The following is a 16,600-nucleotide window of genomic DNA, read 5'->3' as shown; positions in this document are numbered from 1 at the left end:
CGCTCAGAACAGCGGACGGCCGCTGTTCTTCGCCGTGACGTACGCCTGCCAGTCGCGGGTGACCTGGTCGGCGTAGCTCGTCGCGAAGGCCCGCGTCTCGGCCTGCAGCCCGGGGACGGACGTGATCGCGCCGTCGATCGCCGCGTCGGCCGAGTACGCCAGTCCGGTGCCGGGGATGTCCTGGTCGGCGCGGGCGTGCGCGGCGGCGAGCAGCCGCCCGACGTCCCGGACGGTGTCGTCCCAGATCGCCGACGTCGTCAGGTCGCCGATCTTCAGGTCCTCGGCGAACGGCGACTTCTCCTTGACCAGCACCGGCGTGCTCCCGACGCTCGCCCAGCCCGCCAGGGGGTCCGACTGGTCGGCGAGCCAGCGCAGGGCGAGCGCCGGACGCTGCCCGCCGGTCAGGGTGGTGGCGTCCGGCGCGAGCTGCTTCGGCGCCGGGTCGACTTCCTGCCTGAGCTCGAGGATCCGGTCGTCGGACGCCGCCGTCGTGTCGCCCTCGACGAGCACGTACCAGCGGAAGCGGCCGAGGCTGCCGGTGCCCGCGCCGGTCCGGCGGCGGACGTCCTTCACGACGGCTTCGGACGCCTTGAGCGGCTTGCCCGCGGTGGTCCGGTACGCCGCGATCGCGGTCACGAGCTGGGTGCGCGTCGCCGGCGAGACCGGCTGCAGCTGCGGGTCGTCCTTGAAGTGACCGCCGGTGGTCCACTTGGCGACCAGGTCGGCCCGCTTGTCCCCGGCGGCGGCGTCGATCAGGTCCCCGACGAGGTCGGAGGTGTTGCCCGCGGTCAGCCGCCAGCTCGCTTCGCCGTCGGTCCCGTGGAACTTCGCGATCCACTGCGCGTACTCGGCGACGAAGGTGTTGACGTCGGTGGCGATCTGGCTCGCGCTGCGGCCGTCCGCCCGGCCGGCGAGCACGATCGACACGGCTTCGCGGCGCAGCTCCCACGTCCACGAACCGCGCCAGGCGTCGTCGGTGTCGTTCAACGCGAACTGCTCTTCGTTGTCGGCTCCGCGGTCGGCGCCGGTGTTCTCCAGGTGCGCGTCGCCGGTCAACCAGACGTCGCCACCCGCGTTCGCGTAGGCCGACGAGGGCAGTTCACCCAGGTCGCGGTAGTAGAGCGGCGAGGTGCCCCGGAAGAACGCCCACGCGTTCGACGCCAGCGTCTGCGTCCGCAGGGTCAGCTCGTCGTCGGTCGCGCCGGCGTTGAGGACGTGCAGCGCGTGGTCCCGGTCGTAGATCACCGCCACCGGGTCCCGGCTCAGGCCGGCCGCCTCCCCGGGCGCGGCGGTGGCGAGCAGCGTGACAACGACCAGAGTCCCCACAGTGGTTCGGCGCATTCACCCAGGTATACCGGCCGGAGGTGAGCGGGAGTCAGCGCGCGGTCAACGTCAGGGCGAACGTGTTCCCGTCGCCCTGCACCAGGGAACTCAGGTACGCGGTGAACGTGCCGCAGCCGGTCAGCGGCGGAATCACGTAGCTGCCGGTGACCGGGCCACCCGTCGCCAGGGTGAAGCCGCTGCCGGTCCGCAGGTCGACCGGAACCGGCGCACTCGCCCGGCAGCCCGCGTCGGCGACCGGCAGCCCGAAGAGCGTCACCTGCGGCAAGGCCAGCGCGAACGTCGAGTGTGCGACGAACCCGCCGCCGCCGAGTTCCCCGGTCTGCGGGCCGTCCGCGGTGAACTGCAGGTCCGCGTGGCCGGGCACGAACCCGAACACCTTGAAGTCCGCGCTGGTCTTGTCGAACACCGCCGCGAACTCCGGGCCGGCGTCGAGGGACCCGGTGAGCGGCGCGGTCGCGCCCAGCGCCTTGACCGCCGTCGACCCCGCCACCGCGTAGCGGTACTGGGCCGGCGCGCTGCCGAGGTCGAACGCGAGCAGCACCGGGTCCTGTCCCGCGTCGAGCGTGCAGTCCGAGGTGAACGAGCCGAGCCCGGTGAACGAGCCGTCGGCCTTCTTCGGGGTCAGGCGCGCGCTGAAGCCGCCGATCGTGAGGGTGGTCTTCCCCGCGTTCGGCAGCTGGACCGGCGGGACCGAGCCGGCCGCCCGCGTGGTGAAGGCCCCCGAAGGCGGCACCGCCGTCTTCGCCACGGTCAGCGGCAGGGCGAGCGGCAGCGTCAGCGGACCGTTGGCCAGCGTCACCCCTGCGGACGCCGTCCCTTCGATGCTCGCCGCGCCGACCAGGGCCAGGCCGCGGGCCGACTTGTCCGGCACGGTCACCGCCACCGCGAGGTCCGCCGTCGTGAACGTCCCGCCGGGCGCGGACGGCACTTCGAACGACGCCTTGACCTCCACGTCCAGCTTCTGCAGCCCGATCAGCGGGAACGGGCAGGTGAAACTCAGCTTCTTGTCGATCGGCGTCGACGCCGCCGCGGGCGCGACGACGGCGAGGGCGAGCACGCAGGCGGCGAGCAACGACCGGGCGATCCGCACGGGCGCTCCCCTTTCTCGAGACGTGGCACCGGCCCCCGCCGCGGCACAGGGCGCGCAGCGGGGGCCGGCAGATCGGTCACTTCTTGGTGAGGTTGAGATCCAGCGAGTTGCCGTCGCTCTTCGCGAACGCGCTGACGATGTCGTTGAACGGGCCGCAGTTCTGCAGCGCGGACAGCGAGTAGGTGCCCGCCAGCTTGCCGCCCTTGAGCAGGTCGAAGTCGGGCCCGGTGGTCATCTCGCTCGTCGACGAGGTGGTCGTGCCGCACTTCGGGTCGGTGCTGATCGGGATGCCGAACAGGTTGACCGTGGTGAGGAACGTGTCGAACTTGATGTGCGCCTTGAAGCCGGTGCCCACCAGCTCACCGGTCTGCGGGCCGTTCTGGACGACCTTGACGTCGGAGCTGCCCTGCAGGAAGCCGAACAGCTTGAAGTCGGTGTGCGTCGGGTTCAGCTGCAGGCTGCCGGTGAACTTCTTGTTGGCCAGGTCCACGTCGGCGTCGAACGAGCCGGTGATCGGCGCGGTGCTGCCGAGCGACTTCAGCGCGGTCTGCCCGGTGATGCCGAAGGAGTACTTGATGCCCCCGCCCGGCGGCGTGGTCGTGGGCGGGGTCGTCACCGGCGGCGTGGTCGTCGGCGGCGTGGTGACGGGCGGGGTGGTGACCGGCGGGGTCGTCGTGCCGCCACCGCCGTTGATGGTGATCGTGGCGAGGGTGTTGTTCTGCCCGCTGTCCTGCGTGCAGGGCGCGTCGATCGTGCCGTCCGGCGTGATGCCGGTGACCGAGCCGTCGGCCTTGCGCGGGGTGACCTTCAGGTTCAGGTCGCCCACGGTGATCTTCGCCTGGCCTGCCTGGGTGAACGTCAGCGACGGCGTCTTGCCCGCGGCGTTGATGTTCATTTCCCCGGACGCCGGGATGTTCGTCTTGTCCAGCGTGATCGGGACGCTGACCGGCAGGTTGAGGCTCGGCGCGGCGACGGTCGCGCTCGCCGTCGCGGTGCCCTCGAGCGTCGTGGCGCCGATCAGGCTCAGGCCGCTGACGGTGTCCGCGTTGATGGTGGACACGGCCTTGATGTCGAACGCGCCGGTCGCCTGCCCGGTGTTCACCGTGGTCGGCAGGTCGGTGTTGATCACCACCTTCAGCGACTGCGAACCCACCAGCGGGAACGTGCAGTGGTAGTTCAGCGTCAGCGAAATCGGGTCGGCGGCGCTGGCCTGTGCCCCGACGACGAGCGCGGTGGCGATGAGCCCCACCGCTCCCGCGGCCGCGGCGGCCACGACCGTCTTCTTCTTGCCTGTTGGGTGACTCACGATGGTCCTTCCGTGTATCAACAGTGATACGAAACGGCGGAGCGTTCCCTGGAAATGACCGTCCGGAAATCGCTACCGAACAGTAAACTAACGAGCGCGGATGGCACCGATCAAGGGCTTCCGGTAAAAAGGTCACGCGGACACGGCAAATTGTCACACCGGCACGTCAGACCGACCGGTTTCCTAGCAGCCCGGGGAAGGTTTCCCCAGCACAGGCCCACCGGCGAACCGCTGATGCGCGTAACAAAAGCGGGTGCCGGAATGTTGACGCGCATGCCAACCGGGCATTCTGTTCTTGCTCGCGCGGGAGCGCGCCGCGTAGCTTCGAAACCCATGAAAAGAATGCACAGCGCGGTGCTCGCGATGTCGGCGGCCGCGCTTCTGTCGTGTGCCGCGTGCGGTTCGGACACCCCGCCCGACCCGGGCCGCCACGCCGATCCGGCCGCACTGGCCTGGGTCGACAAGGTGTGCACCGGCGTCGCCGCGGGCTCGGCGAAGCTGGCGCAGCCGCCGGCGGTCGACGACGCCGACCCGGTGAAGACCCGGGACGCGATGGTCGGCTTCCTGGGCCGGCTCGGATCCGCCCTCGACGACATGGCGGGCGGCATCCGCACGGCCGGCGTCCCGCCCGTCCCGGATGGACAGTCCGTTGTGGACAAGGCCACCGGCAACCTCACCGAGACGAAGACCAAGCTCGCCGAGACGAAGGCCCGGATGGAGCAGGCGAAGGTGACCGACCAGCCCAGCCTGCGCAAGGTCATCTCCGAGGCCGACTCGACCATGGGGCAGCTGGCCGACCCGGAGGGCCCGATCAAGGACCTCAAGGCGAACTCCGAGCTGAACCTGGCCTTCAGCGAGTCGGCGACCTGCAAGCGCGTCTACGGGACGGGCTCGTGACCGCCCGCCGCGTGCTCGCCGCGCTGGTGGCCGTGGTCCTCACCACGGCGTTCGCGCCCGCGGCCGCCGCCGCGCCCGCCCCGGGGCCGCTCGACGATTCCTTCTACGTCCCGCCGTCCCCGCTGCCCGCGGGCAAGCCGGGTGACGTGCTCCGGTGGCGGCCGTCGAACGCCGGCCCGCGCAAGGCGTCGGTCGACGCGTGGCAGGTGATGTACCTGTCGACGAACGCGCTCGGGCAGCCCGACGCGGTCACCGGCACGGTCCTGGTGCCGAAGACCGCCGACCGCGCGAGCGCCCCGATCGTCGCGTTCGCCCCCGGCACGCACGGCCCGGCGTTCGCCTGCACGCCGTCGGCGATGATCGACATCGGCGCGTTCTACGAGCAGCCCGGCCTCGACGACCTGCTCGACGCGGGCTACGCGGTGGCGGTCCCGGACTACGAGGGCTACCAGCCGGCACCGAAGACGACCTACGTGGTGGGCCGGTCCGAAGGCCCGGCGGTGATCGACGCGGTCCGCGCGGCGCAGCGGCTCCCCGCGGCCGGGCTGTCGGCGTCGGCGAAGGTCGTGTTCCGCGGCTATTCGCAGGGTGGCGGCGCGGCGGCGTGGGCGGGCGAGCTGCAGCCGACGTACGCGCCGGAGCTGAACCTGGTCGGCATCGCGGCCGGCGGCGTGCCGGCGGACCTCGTCCAGGTGACGCTGCAGCTCGACGGCAAGTTCGGCTTCGGCGTGTTCGCCTACGCCCTGCTGGGCCTCGACCGGGCGTACCCGGAGCTGCAGCTGGACTCGTTCCTCAGCGACAACGGCCGCACGAAGCTGGCCGAGATGCAGCAGAGCGCGTGCACGTTCGAGCTGCTCACGACATACGCGAACCAGAAGATCGCGGACTACACGACCGGCCCGGGCTACATCAAGCCGGCGTGGATGGCGCGGCTGAACGAGAACAAGCTGGGCGGAACGCCACCCCGGGTCCCGGTGTTCCTCTACCACGCGACGGGCGACCAGCTGGTGCAGTTCGCGCAGGCGGACAGCCTGCACAAGACGTACTGCGCGGCCGGGGTCCAGGAGACGTGGAAGACCTACGACACCGACCACATCACGCTGGTCTACACGGGCAACGCGGACGTACTGGCGTTCGTGAAGGACCGCATCGCCGGCAAACCGGCGACGGCGAGCTGCTGACCAGCGTCCACAGGCCGGTCGTGATGTGGACAGCCAGGCTGCGACAGGGGCTTTTCCCGGGCTTCGTCGGGCTGCCCCGATAGACTGGACCTGGGACGCCCCCCGGAGAGGGTGGGGGCGCCCGTCAGCGGTTCCGGCCGCCGCGCGGGTGCTGCTGCCAGGAGCTGATCACCGAACTCACGTACTCGCGCCACTGGTCCGCCGGCGACGTCGTCGACGGCGGCGCCGGGGGCTCGGCGCGGGCGGGTTTGCGGCCCGCCGCCGACGGCGCGCTCGTCGTCTCGGCCGGGGAGTCGCGCACCTGGGCGGTGAGCGGCGACGGCGTCGCGGAAGCGCTCATCGTCACCACCCCCTCGCTCGACGTCGGCGGCGGCACCGGGACCGCCGCGCCGGGTGGCGGCACCGCCGTCCCGCCCACCTGGTGCGGCTGGAGCAGCACGACCGCCGCCAGCCCGAGCCCGACGGCCGCGCCCGCAGCCAGCACGTAGGGCTTCGCGCGGCGGGAGTGGTCGGCGGGCGGGGTCTCCCGCGGGCGCTCGTCGTCGCCGGCCGCCAGCTCGGCGTCGAGCACGGCCAGCGGGTCGGGCGCGGGCTCGGTGGCCGGCTCGCCGGCGAGTTTCGCGTCGAGCTCACCGCGGATCATCAGCGGCTTCGTCTGCGAAAGGTTCACCAGTTCGGCGACCGAGGGAAGTTCGCCCTCCCCGCCTGTGCGTGCCATCGAAAGACCTCCGCCCTGTCGGCGTCACCTGGAGGAACCATGCCCGAGCCGCGAGAGCTGCTCCGCTTCGCCGTCGTCGGTTCGGCCGCGTACGGGGTCACCCTACTGGGCGACTACAGCCTGAAGTTCACCGTGTGCCGGGAGAAGCCGGTGACGGCACTGGCGATCGCCACGATCGTGGCCACGGCGTTCGCGTACCTGCTGTCCCGGCGCTGGTCGTTCGCCACGCGCGGCGGCCACGGTCGGGTGCGGGAGGCGACGCTGTTCTTCGCCGTCAACGCGGGTGCGGTGGCGGTGAACCTCGTGCCGCCGCTGGTGTCGCGGTACGTGCTGCACCTGGCCGTTCCGTACGTCGGCTACCCCGCGCAGGAGGTCGCGGACTTCGTCGCCGGGATGCTGCTGGGCACCTTCCTCGGGACGGCGTTCCGCTGGTGGGGGTACCGGCGGTGGGTGTTCCCGCGGCCGGCCGGCGTCGCGGAAGCAGCTGACTCACGGCGCGCCTCAGCCGTGGTCCGGTAGGGCACGCTCCGCCAGCAGCGCCAGCTCCAGCCGCAGCCGCTCGCTGGGGTCGTCGAGGCGGTCGCCGAACAGCTCCGCCAGCTTCTTGAGCCGGGCCCGGATCGTCTGCGGGTGCAGGTCGAGCAGCCGGCCCAGCTCCGGGGCGCTTCCCCGGGTCCGGACCAGCGCGAGCAGCGTCTCGGCCAGCTGCTCGCGGCGGCGCCCGGACAGGCCGGACAGCGGCTCGAGCGTCGTCGAAGCCAGCTGGACGAGCAGGAACTCGTCGGCGAGCAGCAGCAGCGTCGTCACGTGGTCGCGGCACCAGATCACCGGGCCCGGCGCGTCGAGCAGGCCGCGGGCGGCCAGGTCGACGGCGCGGCGGGCGATCCGGAACGACTCGGGTGCGTCGGACGGCGGCACCAGCGGCCCGACCGCGGCCGTCCAGCCCGGCGGCAGCCCGGCGAGACCGGCCAGGTCGACGTCCGGGGCCGGGGTGAGCGCCGCCGGCGGGTCGCCGGCGGGATCGGCGGGGACGTGCTCCGGCAGCAGCCCGGGCGGGAACTCCGGGGCACCGGGCAGCGCCCGGAACGCCACCGCGGCGACCCGTTCGGGCGCCGGCAGCCCGGACGCGGCGACCAGACCGTCTACTTCGGCCGGTGTCCGGCCGCCGAGCAGCGCGCGCAGCAGGCGCCGGTGCCGTTCGCCGGTCCCGGACACCGCCGCTTCGGCAGCGCTGTAGCCCTCCGCGACGGCGGCCATCGACGTCTCGACGTCGGCGAACATCCCTTCGGCGGCGCCGTACAGGACATCACCGGACAACCCGGCTTCCCGCGCGATGTCGGCGATCCACCGCCAGGTGACCCGGCTCGACACGCGCACCGCCGCCTGCACGGCTTCGCGGCTCAGGCCACTGTGGAACGCCCGGCGCCCGTGCCCGCGGAACCCGGCCAGCCGGTCGGCCTGCCACATCGCGGGCGTGCCGACGCGGTCGACGTCCTGCTCGATGCCGCGCCGCGTCTGCTCGATCGCGACGGCACGCTCCGGCCCCTGGCCGAAACTCCGGGAATATTCCGGAATCTCGGCGGCGATCGCGTCGACGCAGGCCCGCGCGATCTCCGGGATCCGCGGGCGCACCGCGTCGCCGAGTTCGTGCGGCAGCCGGGACCACACGGAGCCGTCCGAGGCAGCGGAACCGCGCATGGGGAATTCAGTCCTCCACTGGGAATTGGTACCGCAGAAATAGCCCCGCCATCTGACACGGAGCGTAGAACGCGCACCCGTCCGTGTCAAAAGGACGAGTGAGCGTCACCCTTTCCGGGAACCGATCGTTGATTTTTCAGTGACACGCGGGTCGGATACGCTCGGCTTCCGCACATCGCACTCGAAGGGGGATTCGTGGTCGAGTACCGCAGCTTCCGCCTGCTGGCCTCGCTGCCGCGCGCGCTGGGCGCGGGCCTGCGCCCGCACGTCGGGCACGCGGCGGCCTCGATGATCCAGGAGGTGCAGCGCACGGTCCCGGCCTACGGCCAGCCGCTCAAGGGCGTGTTCGGCAAGGTGCTGGTGAAGAGCGTCGAGTACGCGGTGCAGCACTGCATCGATTCGATGGGCGAGCCGGCGCTGGCGCACGAGCCGTGGATCGAGTTCTACCGGGGCCGCGGCCGGATCGAGTTCAGCCAAGGCCGCAACCTCGACGCGCTGCAGGACACCGCCACGATCGGGGCGCGGGTGGCCTGGCGGGCGATGCACCCGGCGGTGATCGCGGCGGGTGTCGACCCGGCGGTCATCTCGGTCGCCGCGGAGGCCATCTTCGCCTACGTCGACGAGCTGTGCGCCACCGCGATCGAGGGGTACCAGCAGGCGCAGGCGGAGGCCGAAGGGTCGGTCCCGGTCCGGCGGCGGCGCCTGCTGGAGCTGATCGCGGGCGCCCCGGAGGGGGCGGCGAGCAGCATCGCCGGGCTGGCGGGCGGCGCGGGCTGGCCCCTGCCGGAGACGGCGGCGATGGTGGCGCTGGAGCGCGGCCCGGACGCGGCGGACTTCCCGGCGGACCTGCTCGGCGACGGCGTCCTGGCCGACCTCGACGGCCCGGAGCCGTACCTGCTGACGAGCGACCCGGACGCGGACCTGGCCCCCCTGACGGCCAAGCTCGACGGCTGGCGGGCGGCGGTGTCCCCCACGGTGCCCCTGGCGGACGCCCCGGCGGCGTTGCGCACGGCCCGGCGGGCGCTGCTGCTGTCGGGACCGGACGTCCCGGGCCCGCTGATCTGGTGCCGCGACCACCTGGCGACGCTCTGGCTGCTGGCGGAGGACTTCCTGGCGGCCGAGCTGGCCCGGCAGAGCCTGGACCCGTTCGCGTCGCTGAGCGAGAAGCAGCGGGAACGGCTGAGCGAGACGCTCCTGGCCTGGCTGGAGACGCGGGGCGGGGCCCCGGAGATAGCGCAGCGGCTGGGCGTGCACCCGCAGACGGTCCGCAACCGCCTGCGCCAGCTGGAGGAGCTGTTCGGCGACCGGTTGAAGGACGCGGACGACCGGCTGGGCATGCAGCTGGCCCTGCGAGCGCAACGCCTGATGCGAGCGCACCGGCCGCCGGAGGGCTGAGCTTGGGTGGGTCACCGCCCGGTGTGCGGAGTGATCCGGAGGTCGTTATCGCAGCTCAGCCGTGCCGTGCCGCGGTGGCCACCGCAGGCCGTCGTGACAGCCTCGCCGGCGCTGGCCACCGCAGGTGCAGCCGCCTCACTCAGCCACCCCAAGAGCCTCGCAAGCACTGGCCACCGCAGGCCTACCTCGCCACCGCCGCAGCCTGGCCTGCGCTGGCCCGCAGGCCCAGCCGCCTCACCTGGCCACCGTCGCAGCCGCCTCACCTGGCCACCGCAGCCTCGCCGGCCCCGCCCGCTTACAGGCGCAACCGCCTCACCTGGCCACTGCCGCAGCCTCGCCGGCCGCAGGCGCGCTGTGCCCCGCATCGACCACGCGGTCCAGGGCGCGCACCGGCATCGGGAGCACCCGGCGCCACGGCCGGCGGTCCGGGCGGCGGCGGGGCAGGCCCTGGCCCGGGCGGGCGAAATGGAAACTCGCGCGGCAGGACATCAGCGCGTCCGGTGCGTCATTGCGACCATGCCTCCGAGGATTACCAACCGCCGCCGGAATGTCGATACGCATTCCCGGTGACATCCGGAAAACCCGCACGCGCGGCCGCCTTTCCACAATCCTTCTTGTCATGCACGGGCGACGATTCGCCCGGGTGTCGTTCACCACATCCCCGGACGCGGCCGGATGTCCTAATTTCGGGTCCCGCGAGAAAGGGCCGCCGATGACCGTCAAGACGCTCACCCTGCACGGCCGCCGGATCCGGCTGCACGAGCACCTGCCGCCGTCGGCCGTCCACGACGAAGCGATCGTGCTGCTGCACGGGATCGCGGGCAGCGCCGAAACCTGGGCTCCCGTGCTGGACCGGTGCGCCACGCTCGGCCGCCGCGTGCTCGCGCCCGATCTGCCCGGCCACGGCGAATCCGAGGCGCCCCGGGCGGACTACGGCCTCGGCGCGATGGCCAGCACCGTGCGGGACGTCCTCGCCCTGTCCGGGGTGCGGCACGCGACCGTCGTCGGCCACTCCCTCGGCGGCGGCATCGCCCTGCAGTTCGCCTACCAGTTCCCGGAAATTTGCGACCGGCTCGTGCTGGTCGCCAGCGCCGGGCTCGGGCCCGAAGTGAGCCCGGTGCTGCGGGCCCCCGCGCTGCCGGGCGCCCCGGCCGTCCTGGCCATGGCCGTGAACCGGGTGACGCTCGCGATCGCGCGGGCCGTCGCCCGGATCGTGCGCCTGCGCGACCCCGAAACCCGGGAACTGGCCCGGCACTTCGGCTCGCTGGCCGATCCCGCGCGGCGGCGGGCGTTCCTGTTCATCGCGCGCAGCCTGATCGACCTGCGCGGCCAGCGCGCCAGCGCCGCCGACAAGCTCTACCTGGCCGAAGCCGTGCCGATGCTGCTGATCTGGGGTGCGCGCGACCCGCTCATCCCGGTGAGTCACGCGCACCGGACGGCCGCGTTGCTGCCGGACAGCCACTTGACGGTGCTGGAAAACGTGAAACACTTTCCGCACGTGGCCGACCCGGATCGGTTCTGCATGCTGCTGAACGAGTTCGTCACCGGGACCGCCCCCGCGCGGCTGACCCTGGACGACGTCATCACGCGCCTGACAGCCGCGGATCGGGCCTCCTGAAAAGTTGTCATCCGTGCACCATTCGCCCGCGCCGGAAGTGTCACCTGCCCTCGCCGCGTTCCACCCGTTCGGGTGTAGTCCGGACGGGTTACCGCAAAGTCAGCGGAGAACCCGTTGACAGTGCCGTTCGCGCGAAATTATGTTGCCTGAGCCACAAAATCCGGATCGGCTGTCCCGGCGAAGAGGCCGCTTTTGTTGCCAGCAAGGATAAAACACATGACCGACGTGGACACCGGATTCGCCGCCCCCGCCATGCGGGCCGGCCGGCCGAACCCCGGCGAGCGCACTTCCGGACCGGCCTACCGGCAGCAGTCCGTGTCGGCCGACCGGCCCCGGCCCGCCTACCCACCCGCCCCGCGCACCCCGGCCGATCGCCGGCCGGGCCGCGCTTCCGGCGCGATCGGGCTCTGGGCGTCGCTGCCCCGGGAGCTGGCGGTCCGCTTCAAGCCGCGGGTCGACCCGCTCGCGCGGGCCATCCTGCAGGAGGTCCAGCGGGCGGTGCCCGAGTACCGCCAGCCGCTCGAAGGCGCGTTCGGGCACATCATCACCCAGGGTGTCCGGCAGTCGATCATCCAGTGCCTCGACAGTGTCGGCACCCCCGGTGCCGTGCCGCTCGAGACGTGGACGACCGTCTTCCGCAACCTCGGCAAGATCGAGTTCAACGAGGGCCGCAGCCTCGACTGCCTGCAGACCGCCTACCGGGTCGGCGGCCGGGTCGCGTGGCGGCACATCAGCGAGTTCGGGCAGGCCGCCGGCGTCTCGGCGGACACGCTGTGCACCAGCGCCGAAGCCATCTTCGCCTACGTCGACGAGATCTCCGCGCTCTCGATCGAGGGCTACACGGCGGCGCAGACGCGCGCGGCCGGCACCCGCGCCCGCCGCCGGAGACGGCTGCTCGAACTGCTGCTCGCCGACCCGCCGTCAGCGCCGCAGACCATCACCGCGCAGGCCGCCACGGCGCAGTGGACCCTGCCGGCCGAGGTCACCGTCGTCGCCCTCGAACCCCGCGCCGACCAGCACAGCCTCGCCGCGCCGGACCTGCACTCCGACGTCCTCGTCGACCTCGAGGGCGGCGAACCGTGCCTGGTCACCGGCGACCCGGGCCGGCACCTGAAGAACCTCGCCGAACGCCTGCCGGGCTGGCGCGCGGTGATCGGCCCGGCCGTGCGGCTCACCGACGCGCCGCGGTCGCTGCTCTGGGCACGCCGGACGCTGAAGCTCGTCCAGCGCGGCGTGCTGCCGGACGCGCCGGTGACCCGCTGCACCGACCACCTGTCCACGCTGTGGCTGCTCGCCGACGAATTCCTCGTCCGCGAGCTGTGCGCGCGCAGCCTGGAGCCGTTCAACGACCTCACGCCGAAGCAGCGGGCGCGGCTCGGCGAGACGCTGCTGATCTGGCTGCAGTCCCGCGGCAGCGCACCCGAGATCGCGAAGAAGCTGAAGGTGCACCCGCAGACCGTGCGCTACCGCATGCACCAGCTCGTCGACCTGTTCGGCGACCGCCTCCACAACGCCGACGACCGGCTCGACATGGAGATCGCGCTGCGCGCGGAGGCACTCCTCGGTTCCTGATCCCTCTTCCACAACGAGGTGGGCGATGACGGGACCGCCCGTCGAAACGAATTTCGGGCCGATGCTCGGCGGCGACGGCCGGCCGGGACAGCTGTGGGCCATGCTCCCCCGTGAGCTGGCCGCGGTGTTCCGGCCGCGGCTGCTCGACGTCGCCGACGAGGTGCTGCGCGAGATCCAGCGGACCATCCCGGACTACGCGCGGCCCCTCGACGGACCCTTCGGCAAGGCGCTGCGGACCGGCGTCCAGGCGGCGATCCTGCAGTTCATCGACCGGATCGCGACGTCCGGCCCGGTGCCGGAGGAGCGGCGGCAGGTGTTCGTCGGGCTCGGCGTGCACGAGCTCGCGCAGGGCCGCAACCTCGACGTCCTGCAGGCCGCCTACCGCGTCGGCGCGCGGGTGACGTGGCGGCGGATGGCCGAGGTGGGGACGCGGGCCGGCGTGCCGTCGGCGACGCTGTGCCTGCTGGCCGAGGCCATCTTCGCCTACATCGACGAGCTGTCCGCGTTGTCGATCGAAGGGCACGCGGCGGCGCAGGCGCGGGCCGCGGGTGCGCTGGAACGGCGGCGGCGCCGGCTGCTGGACCTGCTGCTGGCGGACCCGCCGTCGCCGTCGCGGATGGTCCAGGAGGCCGCGACGGCGGCGGAGTGGCCGTTGCCGCACCGGCTCGTCGCGGTGGCGCTCGACGGCCCCGCCGACGTCACCGGGCTGGACGCGCTGGAGGACCTCGAAGACGGCACCCCGCGGCTGCTGCTGCCCGCACCGGCGGACCGCCGTGCGCTGACCGCGGCGCTGGCCGGGCAACGGGCCGCGGTGGGGCCGCCGGTGCCGCCGCGCCAGGCGGCCCGTTCGCTGGCGACGGCGCAGGAAGCGCTGCGGCTGGTGGGTGCCGTCCTGCCGGACGAGCCGCTGACCTGGTGCGAAGACCACCTCGCGACGCTGTGGCTGCGCAAGGAGCCGTTCCTCGTCACGGAGGTGTCCCGGCGCCGGCTCGCGCCGCTGACGGCGTTGACCCCGAAGCAGTACAGCCGCCTGGCCCACACGCTGCTGGCGTGGCTGGAGACGTGCGGCAACGTCCGCGAAGTCGCCGACCGCCTCGCGATCCACCCGCAGACGGTCCGCGCCCGCGCGCAGGAGCTGGAGGCCCTGTTCGCCGACCACCTCCGCCGTCCCGACGACCGGTTCGAGATGATCCTGGCCCTCCGCGCCACCCTCACCTGACCGCCGACGACTCTCCCATCACCCGTGTTGACCCCTCAATCACGCGAGTTGACCTCTCAATCACGTGTGATGACCCTTTCCGCACGGCGGGCCGGTGTGCGGAAGCGGCATCTCGCGTGATTGGAGGGACGTCACGCGTGATTGGAGGGTCAACACGCGAAGTCCGGGAGGTCCATGGCGAGCGGGGCCGGGGCGGGCCAGTGGACCGTGGTGGCGGGGAGGCCGCGGGCGCGGCGCCAGGCGGCGAAGGCGGCGAGCCAGGCGTCGGCCGTTGCCGACGCCATGCGGGCGGGGGCGGGGGACGAACAGAGCAGCCACCAGTCCGGTGGGCAGTCGGCGGTGGCCTCGTGCAGGCGGTGGGCGCCGAGGACCTGGGGGCGCCAGACGGTCTCGACGTCGTCGGCGAGGGCCTCGGCCGCGTGCACCATGCCGCGCAGGGGCAGACCGTCCGCGGTGGCCGCGGCGACCAGCCGTTCCGCGACGCCCGGGGCGGCGATGTCGCCGGGCACGGCCACCGTCTCCACGCCGGGCACGACGACCGTGTTCCGTCCGGAAAGGACGATCCGGGTGGCGCCGGTGGCCGCCAGCCAGCGGGCGATCGCGGGTCCGCGCGCGCCCGTGACCACGTACGCGCCGGGGCCGCCCGGCACCTCGGCCGCGAACGGGACACGGGCCGGCCGCGCCGCGTAGCGGACTTCGTGCCGCCAGCGGACGTCGTCGTCGGGGGCGTCCGCGCGGAGCTCGCGCACCAGGAACTCCAGGTCGGAGCGGGCGTCGAAGTCGACGAGGCTCGCCCGCAGCTCCGGCCGTTCGACCGCGAGCACCCGCACCAGCCCGCGCAGGAACAGCAGCCCCGGCTCGCCGCCCGACTGCGTGAGCAGGCGGAACCGGACGCCGGGGCCGAGCCGGGCGACCACCTCGAGCACGGCAAGCAGCAGCTCCTGCGCGGCCTCCGGGTCGTGGTAGACGTACGGCGCGCCGGTGAGGAAGACGACGCCGCGTACCGGACGTTCGGCCAGGAAGCCCGGCAGCTCGTCGAGGTCGTCGCGGGGCAGGGACAGCGCATCGTCGCCCGCCGCGGCCAGCGCCAGGGCCAGCGCGACGGCCCGCCCGAGCGCGGCCGGGTGCTCGTCGGTGAGCAGCAGCCACGCGCCGGGCCGGGCCGGCGCCGTCAGGGGCAGCGGCGCCTCCGGCCAGGACACCTCGGACGACGAAGTGGCGAACGGGACGCCCGGCGAAAGCGCCGGTCCGGTCACCACAGGCCGTCCCCGTCCAGGTGGCGCGCCCGGGCCTCGCCCGCGGGCAGCACGACGACTCTGCGCAGCGTGAGCCCGTGCCGCGTCGAGACCGCGTGCCGCACCGCGCGTTCGACCTCCCCGCGCGGCGGGACGACGCCGTCGACCAGTTCCAGGACGACCACGGCCTGCTGCCCGGAGAGGGCGAACGCGGCCGCGGCGTTCGGCCGGATCGCCGGGTGTGCCTCCTCGGCCGTCGCTTCGAGGTCCTGCGCGTCGTGGCCGGCGACGAGGCCCCGGCCGGTGACCGACAGCACGCCGGATTCGTCCAGGACGCCCAGATCGCCGGTCCGCAGCCACCACCGCGGCTCGTCGTCGCCGGTGACGAACGCGCAGAAGACCCGCGCCGACTCCGCGGGCCGGTTCCAGTAGCCGCGGGCGACGTTCGGCCCGCTCACCCAGATCTCGCCGGCCGCACCCGGGGGCCGCCGCCGGCCGTCCGGGCCGACGATCGCAACCGTCTGGCCGGCCGGACGTCCGCACGCGACCAGCGCGGTCGCTTCCGCCCGGACGTAGCACTCCCGCAACGCGCCGGGCGCGAACGCGGCCCGCAGCCGGTCCAGGTCCGGGTCGTCCGCGCTCACCAGGGAGCCGGCCGAACCGGGCGCCCGAACCGCCCCGGCCAGGAACTCCCGTCGCTCGACCAGCACCGCGGGCCGGCCGGTGACGACCGGCACCGCCACCCCGAGCAGCAGGCCCAGGGGGTCGCTCGGCGGCAGCCAGGTCACCACGACGGGCCGGTCCAGCAGCTGCGCCGCCTGCTTCGCGTTCGCCAGGACGTTCGCGTGCGTGACCATCACCCCGCCCGGGTACTGCAGGTAGGCCACGTCCTCGGGCGCCGGCGCGGCTTCGGCGAACGGCGCGTCCGGGACGGCGTCCACCGCGAGCACGCGATGGCCACACGTGTCCAAAGTAGACAGAAACTGCCGGGTCGCGGCCACCGTGTCCGCCGTCGTGAGCACGATCGACGGCTGGGCATCGGCCAGGACGCGGGCCCGGCGGTGCGGTCCCGCGGGGATCGCGATCAGCCCGGCCCGGAGCACGCCGAGGAACGCGGCGACGTAGCCGGGTGACGGCGCGACGAGGATCGCCGCGCGCTGCCCCGGCTCGGCGACCCGGCGCAGGGACGCCGCGACGGCGGAGACCCGGCGGTCCAGCTCGGCCCAGGTCAAGGTGGCCGGCCGGGCGCCGGAGAAGGTCAGTGCCGTCTCCTCGCCCGCCACCGCGGCGCGGCGGGCCAGCAGCTTCGAGAGGGTCATGGCTTCCT

At 73.3% G+C, this 16,600-nt stretch carries 14 protein-coding genes; 7 read left to right on the top strand and 7 right to left on the bottom strand.

From position 1 onward, the window contains the following. Positions 1-3: 3 nt before the first annotated feature. From AB0M93_RS28915 to AB0M93_RS28905, 3 genes are all read right to left on the bottom strand, one after another. Positions 4-1,341 (bottom strand): DUF2252 family protein, encoded by a 1,338-nt coding sequence (locus AB0M93_RS28915; RefSeq protein WP_364278597.1) that lies wholly within the window; start codon positions 1,339-1,341, stop codon positions 4-6. Positions 1,342-1,375: 34 nt separating this feature from the next. Beyond that, positions 1,376-2,434 (bottom strand): DUF6801 domain-containing protein, encoded by a 1,059-nt coding sequence (locus AB0M93_RS28910; protein WP_364278594.1) that lies wholly within the window; start codon positions 2,432-2,434, stop codon positions 1,376-1,378. A 76-nt stretch (positions 2,435-2,510) separates the two neighbouring features. After that, positions 2,511-3,740 carry a DUF6801 domain-containing protein gene (locus AB0M93_RS28905; RefSeq protein WP_364278591.1) on the bottom strand — a complete coding sequence of 410 codons (1,230 nt, stop codon included), beginning with the start codon at positions 3,738-3,740 and terminating at the stop codon, positions 2,511-2,513. A 333-nt stretch (positions 3,741-4,073) separates the two neighbouring features. Between AB0M93_RS28905 and AB0M93_RS28900 the strand changes: the two genes are divergently transcribed. Beyond that, complete coding sequence (locus AB0M93_RS28900) at positions 4,074-4,637, top strand: hypothetical protein (protein ID WP_364278588.1); 564 nt, start codon at positions 4,074-4,076, stop codon at positions 4,635-4,637. Further along, the gene (locus tag AB0M93_RS28895) at positions 4,634-5,818 is read left to right on the top strand and encodes a lipase family protein (protein WP_364278585.1); all 1,185 of its coding nucleotides are present in this window, start codon (positions 4,634-4,636) and stop codon (positions 5,816-5,818) included. Before AB0M93_RS28900 ends, AB0M93_RS28895 begins: the two co-directional genes overlap by 4 nt. A 124-nt stretch (positions 5,819-5,942) precedes the next feature. On the opposite strand, the gene AB0M93_RS28890 is transcribed toward AB0M93_RS28895, so the two are convergent. Then, on the bottom strand, positions 5,943-6,536 hold the full coding sequence (locus AB0M93_RS28890; protein ID WP_364278583.1) for a hypothetical protein: 594 nt from the start codon (positions 6,534-6,536) through the stop codon (positions 5,943-5,945). Between the two features lie 39 nt (positions 6,537-6,575). Here AB0M93_RS28890 and AB0M93_RS28885 point away from each other — a divergent pair, with 39 nt between their 5' ends. After that, on the top strand, positions 6,576-7,055 hold the full coding sequence (locus AB0M93_RS28885; RefSeq protein ID WP_364278580.1) for a GtrA family protein: 480 nt from the start codon (positions 6,576-6,578) through the stop codon (positions 7,053-7,055). On the opposite strand, the gene AB0M93_RS28880 is transcribed toward AB0M93_RS28885, so the two are convergent. Continuing rightward, positions 7,038-8,234 (bottom strand): helix-turn-helix domain-containing protein, encoded by a 1,197-nt coding sequence (locus tag AB0M93_RS28880; protein WP_364278577.1) that lies wholly within the window; start codon positions 8,232-8,234, stop codon positions 7,038-7,040. The two genes, AB0M93_RS28885 and AB0M93_RS28880, sit on opposite strands and share 18 nt — an antisense overlap. 195 nt (positions 8,235-8,429) lie before the next feature. Here AB0M93_RS28880 and AB0M93_RS28875 point away from each other — a divergent pair, with 195 nt between their 5' ends. The 4 genes from AB0M93_RS28875 (at position 8,430) to AB0M93_RS28860 (ending at position 14,038) form a co-directional block, all read left to right on the top strand. Next, a complete protein-coding gene (locus AB0M93_RS28875) occupies positions 8,430-9,629 on the top strand; it encodes a helix-turn-helix domain-containing protein (protein WP_364278574.1) in 1,200 nt (399 codons plus the stop codon). A 712-nt stretch (positions 9,630-10,341) separates the two neighbouring features. Continuing rightward, positions 10,342-11,247: an alpha/beta fold hydrolase gene (locus tag AB0M93_RS28870; RefSeq protein ID WP_364278571.1), complete on the top strand. Its 906-nt coding sequence runs from the start codon at positions 10,342-10,344 to the stop codon at positions 11,245-11,247. 216 nt (positions 11,248-11,463) lie between these two features. Further along, positions 11,464-12,819 (top strand): helix-turn-helix domain-containing protein, encoded by a 1,356-nt coding sequence (locus AB0M93_RS28865; protein WP_364278567.1) that lies wholly within the window; start codon positions 11,464-11,466, stop codon positions 12,817-12,819. Between the two features lie 25 nt (positions 12,820-12,844). Further along, positions 12,845-14,038: a helix-turn-helix domain-containing protein gene (locus AB0M93_RS28860; RefSeq protein ID WP_364278564.1), complete on the top strand. Its 1,194-nt coding sequence runs from the start codon at positions 12,845-12,847 to the stop codon at positions 14,036-14,038. Between the two features lie 149 nt (positions 14,039-14,187). Here AB0M93_RS28860 and AB0M93_RS28855 read toward each other — a convergent pair whose 3' ends face one another. Both AB0M93_RS28855 and AB0M93_RS28850 read right to left on the bottom strand, forming a co-directional pair. Beyond that, complete coding sequence (locus AB0M93_RS28855) at positions 14,188-15,294, bottom strand: KR domain-containing protein (RefSeq protein WP_364278561.1); 1,107 nt, start codon at positions 15,292-15,294, stop codon at positions 14,188-14,190. Continuing rightward, complete coding sequence (locus AB0M93_RS28850; protein ID WP_364278559.1) at positions 15,291-16,592, bottom strand: AMP-binding protein; 1,302 nt, start codon at positions 16,590-16,592, stop codon at positions 15,291-15,293. Before AB0M93_RS28850 ends, AB0M93_RS28855 begins: the two co-directional genes overlap by 4 nt. Between the last annotated feature and the right edge of the window lie 8 nt (positions 16,593-16,600).

Origin of the sequence: Amycolatopsis sp. NPDC051102 (assembly GCF_040682815.1) — a bacterium.
Taxonomy (GTDB): Bacteria; Actinomycetota; Actinomycetes; order Mycobacteriales; family Pseudonocardiaceae; genus Amycolatopsis.
This window is presented reverse-complemented; position numbering and strand designations above follow the sequence as displayed.

What these genes read in the sequence shown, in the direction of transcription:
- AB0M93_RS28915 (WP_364278597.1), bottom strand. Translation starts at nt 1,341, where the DNA reads ATGCGCCGAACCACTGTGGGGACTCTGGTCGTTGTCACGCTGCTCGCC.
- AB0M93_RS28900 (WP_364278588.1), top strand. Translation starts at nt 4,074, where the DNA reads ATGAAAAGAATGCACAGCGCGGTGCTCGCGATGTCGGCGGCCGCGCTT.
- AB0M93_RS28890 (WP_364278583.1), bottom strand. Translation starts at nt 6,536, where the DNA reads ATGGCACGCACAGGCGGGGAGGGCGAACTTCCCTCGGTCGCCGAACTG.
- AB0M93_RS28885 (WP_364278580.1), top strand. Translation starts at nt 6,576, where the DNA reads ATGCCCGAGCCGCGAGAGCTGCTCCGCTTCGCCGTCGTCGGTTCGGCC.
- AB0M93_RS28880 (WP_364278577.1), bottom strand. Translation starts at nt 8,234, where the DNA reads ATGCGCGGTTCCGCTGCCTCGGACGGCTCCGTGTGGTCCCGGCTGCCG.
- AB0M93_RS28870 (WP_364278571.1), top strand. Translation starts at nt 10,342, where the DNA reads ATGACCGTCAAGACGCTCACCCTGCACGGCCGCCGGATCCGGCTGCAC.
- AB0M93_RS28865 (WP_364278567.1), top strand. Translation starts at nt 11,464, where the DNA reads ATGACCGACGTGGACACCGGATTCGCCGCCCCCGCCATGCGGGCCGGC.
- AB0M93_RS28860 (WP_364278564.1), top strand. Translation starts at nt 12,845, where the DNA reads ATGACGGGACCGCCCGTCGAAACGAATTTCGGGCCGATGCTCGGCGGC.
- AB0M93_RS28850 (WP_364278559.1), bottom strand. Translation starts at nt 16,592, where the DNA reads ATGACCCTCTCGAAGCTGCTGGCCCGCCGCGCCGCGGTGGCGGGCGAG.